Genomic DNA, 13,697 nt, shown 5'->3' on the forward strand with positions numbered 1-13,697 from the left:
TATTTATTGGTAACCTGGATTTTGGATATATGGTGGGTTTTGCTGAGGCACTGGCTCCAGGTATAATTTTTCAGGAAATGTTCGCGTAAGTTTAGGTGCCACAGCCTTTTCAAATGTATATTTCATCTGTGCCGGATCAACACCATTTTGCCACATAATCCATGGATAAAGCGCCCGAAATTGCGTATTATTTAATATAGCACCCGCCGTGTGCCATCTCCGGATATCCCAGATACGGTGATTCTCAAATGCCAGTTCCACTTTTCTTTCATGCCTTATTTTGTCTAAGGTAATACTGGTTAACTGTACTATCCCTGCTCTTTTTCTTATTTGATTCACTGCATCCATTGCAGGTGCTGCATTTCCTAATTCGTAAGCTGCCTCCGCATAATTCAATAATATTTCTCCATAACGGAAAATCATCCAGGGCGTGGAGGAACGACTATAAGGAACACGATTAACCGGATCCATAAATTTTTTGATGTAAAAACCGGTTTTAGTAGGGTCGTTTGTCGTTACCGGTCCATCTTTACCAACAATATTAAATGTACCTCCTGCCGGATAAACTGCCGACAAACTTTCTGATGTATGTTTTACACCATTATCAATTACGCCTCTCCTTATTTCAACAATACCACCTTGCCAGGCATCAAATGGAGTTAAAATGGTAGCAAACATTCGCGGGTCTTTCCCCTTAAATAAGTCAGTTGGTTTATCATAAAGGATTGGATTTCCGGCAGCATCATTTACCTTCAATGTTCCTGCTGAGCCATCTGTATATTCAAATTCTTCGACCATTTCGAGGGTAGGATTTGTGGCATTGCCATAATCTACCCTAAAACTTTGGGGTGCATTATAAAAATCGAAGCTATGTGCTTTATCCGGCGATTGAAAAACCTTTGTAAAAATGGCTTCTGAATTGCCCAGTGTTAAAAATAACTGCTGGAAGTTTGCGGCTTTATCTGCATTAACATCATACAAGCTGTATTTATTTGATTTGATGATTAAATCAGCTGCATCCATTGCTTTTTGCCAATACGAATTGGCGAGTCCAGGTGTAATTCCAACCAATCCGTTAAGCTGAACTGTTCCGTATTTGGCACTCGAGGCTGCGTAAAGCATAGCTCTGCATTTTAGCGCAATTGCAGCATATTTATTTACACGAAAGGCATTGGCAGGATCACTTCCATAATCATCAGGTAAATCCGCAACAACGGCATCTAATTCGGTTGAAATGAAATCATAAATTTCCTGTTCTTTACTTCGCTGAACAATCAGACTTGATACATCATCACCGGTTCTGTATTCCTGCACTTTGGTAACTAAAGGAACACCTCCGTAGCGTTTTACTAAAGAAAAGTACTCAAAAGCCCTGATAAACCTTGCTTCTGCTAAAAAGCGTTTTTTTGAATCATTATCAATTGCAGCATTAGGCACTTTTTCTATAAAATCATTTACCCTCCTGATCCTCGCATAATCCCAGTTTCCGTACCAGTTTCCCATTACTGCGTTATTGATACTTCCCCATACATAAGACCGTACGGCTTCATCAGTAGTGGTTGATGGGAAACCAGCCTCATCGCTTACGGTGTAATTAAAATCTTCAGTTGGCATGCTGTTGTAAAGTGTTACTGTTAATGCCGTAACCCCACTTACACTGCCATAGGAAACATCTTCTGAAACCAAATTTTTAGGTTCCCGATCCAAAAAATCCTTTTTGCAGGATATCAAGCCTGTTAGCAGTACTAAAAACAGGCTATATACTCTAATTTTTTTCATATTTTTCTGATTAAAAACCAACATTTAAACCTAATGACCATAGTTTTTGCTGAGGATAGAAATTGCCCCTGCCACTTGGCTGTTCAGGATCGATAAAATTAACTTTACTAAAAGTGAGTACATTCTGTCCGGAAATATATACCCTCGCCGTACGCATCCCTATTTTCTCTATCAAATCTTTAGGAAATGTGTAGCCAAAATCAATATTTTTCACCCTTAAATAGGTTGCATCCTGCAACCAGAAGGTTGAATTAAGTTGATTATTTGGCGATCCTGAAATTATTGTTGACGGATATTTCCCCGGAATCCATGGACTGTTAGGATTGTAAAGATCCTGTCTGTGCCAGCGATCAGTAAACATGGAAAGGGTATTGGCGTTGTTAAAAAATGGGTTCTGCAATTCCTCACTATAATACCTGTTAAAATTTGAAGCACCTTGCAGCAATACAGAAAGGTCAAACCCCTTATAATTAACACCAAGATTAAGTCCAAAAAATATTTCGGGCGTAGTACCCCGGCCAATTACGGTTTGGTCTCTGCTATCTATCACACCATCGCCATTTAAGTCCTGGTAGCGTATATCGCCCGGTAAAAGCGTTTTATTTCCCTGAGTATCCTGTACCGGTGCAGTGTTAATTTCCTGCTGAGATTGAAACTGCCCCATTGCCACATATCCCCTGCTTATATTAATCCACCTATCAGTCATATTACCCTGATAGTTGCCCAGAGAGCTGGTTTGCGGACTTTGCTCCAGATAACCGTTTTTACTCCTGGTAAAGGTCAGGTTTGGCGAAATACTATAATTCCATTCTCCGATTTTGTTTTTATGGGTTAACTCAAGTTCAAAACCACGGGTATTATCTCCATTAAGATTCTCCTGAGGCAAGCTGGCTCCGAAAGTATTTGGCAAACTCAAAACACGTGTGGCAAGCAAGCCCGTTCTTTTACGGTAAAAAACATCAAATGAACCACTTAACAAGCCTTTCCATAAAGAAACATCAACACCTAAATTAGCGGTATATGAGGTATACCAGGTAAGCAGTGGGTTGGTTAAGCCACTGGTAATTAACCCTGGAATTAGTTGTGTACCGAAGATATAGTTATCGCTTGGGTAATTGTAACCAGGTATATAGCGGAATGGTATAATGTAGTTTGCCGCATCCGGATCATCTCCTCCATCATCCCCTACCTTTCCAAAAGATGCCCTCAGTTTAAGGTTATCTATTGTCGTATTATTTTTCAGAAAATTTTCCTCGTTGATGCGCCATCCAACTGATACATTAGGAAAAAACCCAAATCTATTCTCTGGTGCAACTTTATAAGTTCCATCATATCTAAATCCCAGTTCAATTAAATACTTACCTGCATAATCGTAATTAAATTTACCAACATATCCTTCACGGGCAATCTGGGCCGAACTTCCGTCATTACTTTGGTTGTTTGATACTCCTGCAAACAACTCATCCAGATTGTCTAAAAGAAATTCTTTATAAGCGGATAAAAACGAGGTATTGGTTTGCGTTCTTTCAAATAATAATAAACCCGATACATTGTGCTTATCGCCAAATTTCTTGGCGTAATTTAGAGACAATTGAAGGGCCTGATCATCACTGTGGTTATTTCTTACTGACAGGTTACTCGGATCGTTGGCTGTGTAATCTACATCATATGTTTTTGTACTGGTGTTGTATTTGTACAAATTATATCTCTTAACGTAATTTTTAATCGCCTTATCTGTATTTTGATAAGAATAAGTAGCCTTGGCACTTAATCCATCAACCCAAGGTAAATCGTACGTTAAACGGGCAATACCCGAGAAGAACTTGTTACGTTCTGAACCATAACCTGATATTTTATCATTTGTTTGGGCAAGCGAATTTTGCTGTACATTAGAAGGTGCTAAGTAATCCTGATTATCATTGGCATAAATAGGGAAAACGGGGCTTTCTCTTTTCACTGTGGACATGATGATAGCGGAAGAAACACCTGGGGTTTTTAAGTCTTCTAAGCGTGCGCTTAAATTAAGTTCGGCGGTTAGGCGTTTGTTAATTTTAGCGCTTATGTTACTTCGAACATTATACCTTGTAAAGTTTGTTGAATTACTTTTCCATATGGCATCCTGATTTAAATAACCAAGGTTAAAAAAATATTTAACATCCTCTGTACCACCATCTACATTTAAATTTTGATAATATTGCGGGGCATTTTTACGTATGGTTGAATTAAACCAATCGGAAGATGGCAGGCTGCCATTCTTGTACTGATCTACCTGTTCTTTTGTAAAAGGCAGAGACAAAGCAGCTGCAGGATTATTTTGCTTTACCCAGGCATTTACGGCACCTTCATTACTCAATTCTGCAAATGTTGCAGCATCTGCCAGTTCCGGATACTTGGTTGCATTATTCTGTAATCCATAATAAGCTGTATAATTGATCCGTGGTTTCCCTATCGTTCCTTTCTTAGTGGTTACCAGTATAACTCCATTTGCTGCACGTACACCATAAACCGCAGCCGATGCATCTTTCAGGATAGAGAAGCTTTCGATTTCGTTGGCATCTATCTGCGAAAAATCTGAAGGTACACCATCTACAATTACAAGTGCTGCACCAAAACCCCTGATATCAATGGTACTTGCATCTCTTCCAGGTTCGCCACTATTCTGAATGGCCCTTAATCCTGGTAAACGACCAACCAAAGAGTTGGTTATATTTGCTACAGGTGCCTTGGCCAGTTCTGTACCCTTAACCTGAGATATGGATCCGGTAACGTTTAATCTTTTTTGTGTACCGTAACCCACCACCACAACGTCATTTAAACTGGCATTAGCCGCTATAAGTTGAATGGTACCGAGATTTTCTTTTACGGGGATTTCTTTTGTGGTATAGCCCAGAAAAGATACGACCAGAATTGCATCTTCAGGTACATTTTTTAATGAAAACTCGCCATTGAGATTGGATGCTGTTGATGAATTTGTGCCTTTAACTTTTATACTTGCACCAGGCAATGGTTTATTCGTTTCGTCGATTATTTTGCCTTTAACATCAATTCCGAGTTTAGCAACTACCGGGTTTATTTTTTTTTCTAAGGCCGGTGCGTATTTAACAATAATTGTCTGCTCTAAAATCTCATAAGTTAAAGGTTGATTTAAAAAACAATAATCTAAAGCTTCCTTCAGCGAAAGGTTCTTCTTATCAATTGTTACCGGATTGGCTTTTTGCATAACCTGGTCCTGGTAAAGCACTAAAAAGCCACTTTGTTTTCTTATAGACTCCAGCGTTTTGTATAGAGGGGTATTTTTTTCGTTGAGGGAGATTTTCTGACTAAATACCTTGGCGCTTACCTGAGTAAGCACAATCATTAATAATATCAGGGTTAATTTCATAACCTTTAACAGCTTAGGTGGTAGCCACAGGTGTAGAATGGCCAAATTGAATGAGAAAATTTTCATTACTTTTGTTTGATTTGGGTTAATGTGCGAAATATCACTTTAAATAATTTTACCTGTTCGGGCTCAAACGAAGACAGGTTGGTTAACTCAGATTTTTTTGCCGGGAAGCGTTCCACCACTTTCCGGCATTTTTCTTTCTAACCATTAGGGGTTTGATAGTTATTTCTTCATAATTTTTAGGTTTGGTTAGTTAATAATTCGATTAGGTTTAGGGCGTTATTATAATCTGTTTACCTTCAATTTTAAAGTGAAGGCCCGTAACACTCAACATTTCGAGTAAACGGGATAATTTTAAATTCCGGGGGAGGTTTCCTGTAAAAGAAAGTTTAGATACATCTTCTTTATACACGATATCAACATCGTACCACCTTGCGAGCTGGCGCATAACCACATCAATGCTTGTATGGCTGAATTGAAACAAGCCATTTTTCCAGGCAATTACTTCTTCAATATTTGCTTCTTTAGAGATAATTTTATCATTCCCCGATGTTGAAACCGCCTGTTGACCTGGTTTTAATATAATCTTTTGATCTTTTTTAGCAACACTCACGCTTCCTTCAACCAGGGTTGTTTTAACGCTCGATTCATCATCGTAAGCATTTACGTTAAAATCTGTACCCAAATCTTCTATAATCATTCCTTTAACAGCTACCCGAAAAGGCTTTTTCGAATCGTGGACCACCTGAAAATAAACCTGTCCGGTAATGGTTACTTTACGTTCTTTATTAAAAGCTACCGGAAAAGAAATGGAAGATGCGGCATCCAAAAATGCTTTTGTTCCATCCGGCAGCTCTATTACAGGCCACTGTCCTGCGTTAGGTGTTCTGATGGTATTATATGCGGTCGACCCCTCATTTTTTAGTACGCCCTGTTGCTTATAACTTAAAATATTTATCCCATTTTTCTGGACAGTGATGCCGCCTTCCTTAGCAACAACACCCGATTGAACATCTTCCAAATTAACCTCTTTACCATTTGATAGCACCAATACGGCTTTATTGCGGCCAGGTAAAACATCTTGCTTTATTTGTGCAACCTCCGGGTTTTTCGGGCTTATTTGTTCTTTGAATAAATAATAGCCACCAAAAGATAAAACTAAAGCAAGAGAAGCGGCTACAGAAATAAAAGACCAGGAACCAAAATACCTGCCGCCTGTTGGCTTGCTTTTAATGTTTGCCTTTTCCTCAATATCCTCCCAAATTAATTCTTTATAGAAGGTAAGCTCCACCTCTTGTATGGGCGGCATCTTGTCTTTTTTTGATTTCGAGAGGTACCAGCTTTCGAGCAAAACAGTTTCTTCAGGACTGCAATTTCCATTTACATATTTCTCTAATAACGATCGTAATTCTGCCTGGTTCATCTAAAAGTTTTTCGCTTAGTTTCATGTTAAGACGATTTGTACCCAGCTAAGTATGAGATGAAAATGAAAAAAAATAAAAAAAATATTTTTAACAGGTTTAATGATGCAGCAGATAGATAATCAGGAAAGATGATGCACCTACTTTTGTTCTTAAAATTCTGAGCGCATTACTAATCTGGCTTTTTACCGTATGCTCACTTATATTTAAATGAAGCGCAATTTGCTCATATGAAAGGTATTGCTTACGGCTAAGTACAAATACATCACGCATTTTGGGAGGGAGTGAATTAATCTCATTTTCTATAATACTGGCCAATTCCTTTTCTCTTAGTAAATGATCAGAAGTAAAATTTTCTTCCAGCATAAAATCATTTATAGATTTCAGGTAATCGTTCATTACCTTCTTATGTCTTAAATGATCAAAGACTTTATTTCTTATTGCCTTGTACAAGTAAGCAGAAACCGAAGCACTTAATTCGAGCGATTGTGATTTTAGCCATAAAGCTGTAAATACTTCCTGAACCAGATCAGCGGCTTCTTCATTTTGCCTGAGTAGGTTGCGTGCATGTAAGAATAATACCGTCCAATACCGCTCATAAATTTCAGCAAATGCGGCCCGATTGCCAGACTTAATTAGGTTGACTAATTCAATGTCAGTTAGTGAATTTATACCTGGCATATTGTGGCTCAAAGTTTAGTTTAGTCGATGCTTTTTAAAGGACTCTTTTGCAGCTAACAACAACCCGTCTACTACAATCTTCTCCATTGATATAAAACGGGTTGGATTTTAGGGAGATTTAAATGTTGATAAGCTGCATAACAATCCTCTGGATAATAAATTTATACTATTTTCTTCATCTTTAGCTGCGCAAACGTTTGTGTGAAATTTAATTACACTATGCAAAATGGCGCTTAATAAAAAATTTAGGTACATGAAATACACCATAACCAAATCCGGTGTAAATGCAGATGCAGATGCATTTGCTTTAATTTTTAAATCATAAACGACTACTATTCAATCTCTTTCAAAAAACTATAAGTTAATTTTCTATAATTTCAGAAGTGATTTATTTAGATAGAAAGTTTTCTATTTATTTTTTACCCTTCAATTAGGAGAAGAGGCTTTTGAATGTGCCTTATATTAAAGAAGGAAAGCTAAGTGATTAATCACTATAGCTTTTTACTAATCGTTATAAATTAGTTTTGGTTGGATTAATAGTTGGTTAGGAACTGCTGGGGTGGCACCTTCTTTTATTATAAATTATTTCTCTGATATTTCATCTGTATAGCGGCTATCGCTTATCCTTAAGTTTATGTTTTTCGGAAACCAGGTTTCGTGCAAAGGGTAAACATTATGTTTTTTAGCATTTTTTTCAAACAGGGCACGCAGTTCTTTCAACTTTTTAGGGTATTTTTTCGCGAGATTTATCTGCTCATTAAAGTCTTCTTTCATATTGTACAACTCCCATTCATCATCAAGATAAGATTTTCCAGGCTGATGGAGTGCGCCCGCTTTCCATCCATCTTTATAAATTGCCCGCGAAGCCCCGGATTCATAATATTGTTCGGTATGCCTGTCTTTTGCGTCAGGCGCATTCATCGTGTAGGCAAAACTAATTCCCTCAACAGGCAACTGCTTATATCCATTTATGGTTTTGGGCGCGCTGGCATTGCTGATTTCCAAAATGGTTGGCCATACATCAATTAAATGTGTATACTGACTTCGAATACCATTGCCTTTGATGTATTTTGGCGCAAAGAGAATCATCGGATTATGAGTACCGCCTTCCGAGTTGGCATCTGCTTTCCAAAGTTTAAAAGGTGCATTTGTAGCCTGGGTCCAGCCAAGAGGCATATCTCCCTTATAATTCTTCCGTCCAATCTTATCAATATTTAATAAGGCTGCCTTTGCCCTTTCTTCCCTGCTCGCCCCGGTTAAACCTTCGGGTTCGCCCGGTATATCTTCGGTATATTTAGTCGCACCATTATCTCCAATAATGACCATCACAACAGTATTATCCAACTGACCAATACCAGATATAAATTCAATAATTCGTCCAATTTCAAAATCTGTTTGAGAAAGAAACCCAGCGTGGGCTTCCATAGCTCTGGCAGCTACTTTTTTTTCAGCATCGCAAAGGGTTTCCCATGCGGCTATTTTTACATGGCGATCAGGTAATGTGGTATTTTTTGGAACTATACCTAAGGCTTTTTGGTTTGAAAGTACAATTTCTCTGTATTTATCCCAACCCATATCAAATTTACCTTTATACTTGGCAATCCATTCCTGATCAACCTGCAAAGGAGAATGTACCGCACCCGGGGTTAGATAAAGAAAAAATGGTTTTCCGGAAGCTGCCTTTTGCTGATTTTTAATGTAATCAATTGCCTTATCAGCCAGATAAGTATTTAAATGTCTTCCCAAACCGGTATCAATTGGTGCACTTGTAATGCCCTCCCATAAAACAGGGTAATATTGGTCTGTTGCTGATTCATGAAAACCATAAAAACGATCAAAACCTCTGCCTGTTGGCCAGCGGTTAAAAGGACCAGCAGCTTTTCTTTCTAATACGGGCGTTAAATGCCATTTGCCTACGGCAAAGGTATTGTAACCATTTTCGCGTAATACTTCAGCTATGGTTGCCTGTTCAAATGGCATATAAGCATCATACCCAGGCGCATCAAATGCCGTCTCGGTAAAATGGCCCATATGAGCCGTATGGTGGTTACGCCCGGTTAATAAAGCTGCACGGGATGGTGCACATAGTGCAGTGGTATGAAAGTTATTATATTTTAATCCGTTTTTGGCTAAACGATCAAACACAGGTGTTTCGGCTAAACCACCAAAAGATGCGGCAGTACTAAAGCCAACATCGTCCAACATAACCAATACAACATTAGGCGCTCCGGCTGGGGCTTTTTTTGAATAAGCAGTTCTGTATAGTTTGGATACGGTATCCATTTTTAAAGGATCCTGTTTATACTTTTTTGATGGGCTGTATTGCGCAATGCAAGTATTTGTCAAAAACAGAAAGGAAAAAACAAATAAAAATCTACAGAAACAGATTGTTTTTCCTTCTTTCCAGTATTTTAAGTTGCTCCGATATACCATTACATTGAGAATAATTGCACTATAAATATAGATTAAAAGCGCCTGGAGTCAAAAAGTAATATTGCAGTATTTTAGTTTATTTAAACGATTCATATTTGATATCAGACATGTAGCCCATCCAAACTACCTTGCCTTTTTGTGCACTTGTACCAATGACAATATGTACCATCGCATTCTTAGGCATTGCACCGTGCCAATGAATAACATTAGGTAGGCAGTTGATTATATCACCTTTCTTCATCAACTTTAGGGGCCGTCCCTTTTTCTGATACAGGCCTTTCCCTTCGGTTAGATTACTTCTATTAAATTAAGCTAAAAACACAATCAACCTGAAAAATTGATGCTTATGAATTTCTTACAATAACTTTAGCGGAATCATCCTGGATTCCGCTAAAGTTTATTTGACTGAATGTGTCCCCTCTTTTTCATGGCAAATTATATATTTTTTTTTTGCGCTAATGAAAACCAATTTTCAGAATCATCTTTAAAAACTGTTGCTACACAGTAAAAATCTTCTGCGGGTACCTGAATGAATTTACTTATGCATTAGAACTCGTCAAAAGTTTTTCCAATTGATCCAGTCCCATAGTAAATCCTCCTTGGAAGCCCATTTCAATCATTTGCTCCATACGCGAAAGGGATTCATTGTAAATACTAATGCGTACTGTTGTTGTCCCGTTTTGTTCGCTAAAATTCAAATCCCAGTTAGAACCTGGCAAATCTGGGTTTGCATCTTTGTCTGAAAATGCATTCAACATTTTGAAATTGGTTGTTGGGGTAATGGAAGTAAATTTCTGGATCGACCAATGCTCTTGTCCTTCAGGGCCAACCATTGCATAAAACCTCTGTCCACCCTCTTCAAAATTCATAATTTTTGTTCTTGATGCCCATGGCTGAGGTGCCCACCACTGATCGAGAATTTCTTTTTTGGTGAAAGCATCCCAAACCAACTGAAGTTCGGCTGCAAATTCTCTGTTTACGAATACCGTTTTTGCTGCTTTGTCAACGGTAAAATCGAATAGCAAATTGTTTTTCATTTTTCCTGTTTTTTAATTGTTAATAATACTTCGTCCAATTGATTGAATCGTGTTTCCCAAATTTTTCTGAATTGCTCCAGCCATTTATCTACCTCTTTCATCTTTTTAATTTCGAGTGAATAGTAAATTTCCCTACCCTTATATTCTTGTTTTACCAAGTCGCATTCCGTTAAAATCTTTATATGTTTTGACACCGCCTGCCTTGTCATATCAAAATGTTCGGCCATGGCATTTGGTGTCATAGCTTGTAGGGCAATAAGCGTAATAATTGCCCTACGGGTTGGATCTGCTATAGCTTGAAATACATCTCTTCTCATCTTCTTAATTTACTTATACGAAACCGATCAGTTGCAAATATATATGCAACTTTTCGGTTTCGCAAATTTATTTACAATTATTTTATATTATGGGTTAAAAAACAACAAAAGCCATCACATATTTATTTTGATTTAAGACTTGAAATTTTGTCTTATCTTTTATTTGCCTTTAAAAAAGAATTTGGAATGAGCCCAGCGGAATTGTACGGCGAAAAAACCAAAACCTGATCAATAAAAAATATTTGAACTTTTAAACAAAGCGACCAACAAGTTTTCTTTCGATATTTGCATTATAAAATTTAAGAATGGAAAATTCAGATAAGTTAGTTTTAGTTACCGGCGGTTCGGGTTTTGTTGGTGGACATTGTATCCTACAACTTTTGGAAAAAGGATATCAGGTAAGAGCAACCATTCGTTCAATTCACAAAAAAGATGCAGTAATCGAAATGCTTAAAAACGAAGGGATTAATTCTTTTGAGCGACTATCCTTTGTAGAAACAGATTTATCTGATGATAAAAATTGGGATGAAGCAACTAAGGGCTGCGATTACGTGTTACACATTGCTTCGCCTATTCATCTCGAAATTCTGAAAGATGAAAACGAAATGATACAACCTGCTGTAGAAGGAACGTTGAGGGTTCTGCAGGCCTCGAAAAATGCCGGAGTTAAACGAGTGGTAATGACTTCAAATTTCGGAGCAGTTGGCTATAGTCATAAAGATCCTAAAACTTTAATAACGGAAGAAAGCTGGACTAATCCTAATGAAAAAGGGCTTTCTGCTTATAATAAATCGAAAGTAATGGCAGAAAAATCGGCTTGGGATTTTATGCGTAGCAATGGTGGCAATTTAGAACTGACCGTAATAAACCCTGTTGCTATTTTCGGACCAGCCTTGGATAAAAAACTTTCCAGCGGTTTTGAATTATTGAAAAACGTAGTGGATGGCCATATGAAAGCGATACCGAATATTGAATTGGCAATTGTAGATGTGAGAGATTTGGCAGATTTACACATTAAGGCAATGGAGAATTCGAAAGCAAAGGGCGAACGTTTTTTAGCTTTATGTGATGGAACGATGACCTTACCCGAAATTGCAAAATTTATTAAAAACCAAAACCCAGCAGTTTTCTATAAAATATCTACTAAAATAGTTCCAGATTGGGTAGTAAAAATTGGCGCTTTATTCAATAAAAAACTAAAGCAAATCAAACCGCTTATTGGTATCAACAGAAAAGCCAGTAACCAAAAAGCGAAAACAGTTTTAGGCTGGAACCCTCGAAACAAAGAAGAAGCAATTTTGGCTACGATTGAAAGCTTGCAAAAATTCGGAAATTTTAAGTAAATAAAATGAAAGTAATTTTAACCGCTGCAACAGGTTTAGTTGACGAAGATTTGCTTTTGATTTGTATAAAAAACCCAAGGATATCAGAAGTGTGGGCTATGGTAAATTGTGTTAACCAAGGCTACCCTAAAACAATTTTGGAGGTAACCGATATTAAAAAGTGAGTAAAATGAAACGATTTTATAAAATTTTAAAAAGAATGATGCTGGTGTTTTTATCACTCATTATTTTGTTCGCAATTGCCACATTAATATATATGCAACAAGATAAATTTGGGCAATTACCTGAGGGTGAAAGGTTGGCGAAAATAGAAAAATCACCAAATTATAAAAACGGAAAATTCTACAATAAAATAGAAAAACCAACCATTACTCAAGGTTACTCTTTTACGGGGGAAATTTGGAAGGCCATTACCAAAAAATACCCACGAACAGAACCAATTGATACAATTCCTACAATAAAAACTGATTTGAAAAACTTACCACCCGATAGCAATCTTGTCGTATGGTTTGGTCATTCGTCATTTTTACTACAGATAGATGGGAAAAGAATTTTGGCAGATCCTGTTTTTAGTAATTCTGCATCTCCTATTTCGGGTTTGGTAAAGGCGTATAAAGGCACCAATATTTACACTGCCGAAGATATGCCTGAAATTGACTACTTATTGATTTCGCATGATCATTACGACCATTTAGATTACAAAACCATCAAAGCTTTAAATCCTAAGGTTAAAAAGGTAATTTGTGGTTTGGGTGTTGGGGCACATTTTGAAAAATGGGGCTATGCAACAGAAAAACTGCTTGAAAAAGATTGGGGAGATAACGTGAAAGTAGGTCGCGGATTTACCATTTTCACCGAAAGCACCCACCACGATTGCGGCCGTGGTTTTATCAGCAGTAAAGCATTGTGGTTATCTTTTTTAATCGTTACTCCTACTCAAAAAATATATTACAGCGGCGATGGTGGTTACGATCATCGTTTTAAAGAAATCAATAAAAAATATGGTGTTATTGATTGGGCAATCATGGAATGCGGGCAATACAATCCCGCCTGGGAAGCTGTTCATAATTTACCTGAACAGGTTGTGAAAGCGACCGAAGATTTGCAGGCAAAAAATTTGTTGCCCGTGCATCATTCTAAATTTACCCTGGCAAAACATCCATGGGATGAACCTTTAATAAAAATGACAGAAATGGCCAAATCTAAACCTTACCGATTGGCAACGCCGATGATTGGCGAAGTTGTTTATTTAAAGGATAATAAGCAGGTTTTCAAACAATGGTGGAAAGGAATTAAATAAG

General features: G+C 37.5%; 10 protein-coding genes. 3 read left to right on the forward strand and 7 right to left on the reverse strand.

Going from position 1 to position 13,697, the window contains the following annotated elements; genetic code table 11:
• Positions 1-3: 3 nt before the first annotated feature.
• From R2Q77_RS13855 to R2Q77_RS13885, 7 genes are all read right to left on the reverse strand, one after another.
• The gene (locus R2Q77_RS13855) at positions 4-1,779 is read right to left on the reverse strand and encodes a RagB/SusD family nutrient uptake outer membrane protein (protein ID WP_316804324.1); all 1,776 of its coding nucleotides are present in this window, start codon (positions 1,777-1,779) and stop codon (positions 4-6) included.
• A gap of 10 nt (positions 1,780-1,789) precedes the next feature.
• The gene (locus tag R2Q77_RS13860) at positions 1,790-5,161 is read right to left on the reverse strand and encodes a TonB-dependent receptor (RefSeq protein ID WP_316804325.1); all 3,372 of its coding nucleotides are present in this window, start codon (positions 5,159-5,161) and stop codon (positions 1,790-1,792) included.
• Between the two features lie 274 nt (positions 5,162-5,435).
• Entirely contained in the window at positions 5,436-6,587 is a 1,152-nt protein-coding gene (locus R2Q77_RS13865; RefSeq protein ID WP_316804326.1) for a FecR family protein, read from the reverse strand.
• Positions 6,588-6,684: 97 nt separating this feature from the next.
• A complete protein-coding gene (locus R2Q77_RS13870) occupies positions 6,685-7,266 on the reverse strand; it encodes an RNA polymerase sigma-70 factor (RefSeq protein ID WP_316804327.1) in 582 nt (193 codons plus the stop codon).
• Between the two features lie 582 nt (positions 7,267-7,848).
• Complete coding sequence (locus R2Q77_RS13875; RefSeq protein WP_316804328.1) at positions 7,849-9,612, reverse strand: arylsulfatase; 1,764 nt, start codon at positions 9,610-9,612, stop codon at positions 7,849-7,851.
• 626 nt (positions 9,613-10,238) lie between these two features.
• Positions 10,239-10,736: an SRPBCC domain-containing protein gene (locus R2Q77_RS13880; protein WP_316804329.1), complete on the reverse strand. Its 498-nt coding sequence runs from the start codon at positions 10,734-10,736 to the stop codon at positions 10,239-10,241.
• Positions 10,733-11,053 (reverse strand): metalloregulator ArsR/SmtB family transcription factor, encoded by a 321-nt coding sequence (locus R2Q77_RS13885; RefSeq protein ID WP_316804330.1) that lies wholly within the window; start codon positions 11,051-11,053, stop codon positions 10,733-10,735. Before R2Q77_RS13885 ends, R2Q77_RS13880 begins: the two co-directional genes overlap by 4 nt.
• A 305-nt stretch (positions 11,054-11,358) precedes the next feature.
• Here R2Q77_RS13885 and R2Q77_RS13890 point away from each other — a divergent pair, with 305 nt between their 5' ends.
• From R2Q77_RS13890 to R2Q77_RS13900, 3 genes are read left to right on the forward strand one after another with little or no spacing between them, the layout of a single operon-like run.
• Complete coding sequence (locus R2Q77_RS13890; protein ID WP_316804331.1) at positions 11,359-12,396, forward strand: aldehyde reductase; 1,038 nt, start codon at positions 11,359-11,361, stop codon at positions 12,394-12,396.
• A 5-nt stretch (positions 12,397-12,401) separates the two neighbouring features.
• Positions 12,402-12,560: a hypothetical protein gene (locus R2Q77_RS13895; RefSeq protein WP_316804332.1), complete on the forward strand. Its 159-nt coding sequence runs from the start codon at positions 12,402-12,404 to the stop codon at positions 12,558-12,560.
• 5 nt (positions 12,561-12,565) lie between these two features.
• Complete coding sequence (locus tag R2Q77_RS13900; RefSeq protein WP_316804333.1) at positions 12,566-13,696, forward strand: MBL fold metallo-hydrolase; 1,131 nt, start codon at positions 12,566-12,568, stop codon at positions 13,694-13,696.
• Position 13,697: the final 1 nt, after the last annotated feature.

Origin of the sequence: Pedobacter nototheniae, assembly GCF_032678625.1 — a bacterium.
In the GTDB taxonomy this organism is placed as follows: Bacteria; Bacteroidota; Bacteroidia; order Sphingobacteriales; family Sphingobacteriaceae; genus Pedobacter; species Pedobacter nototheniae_A.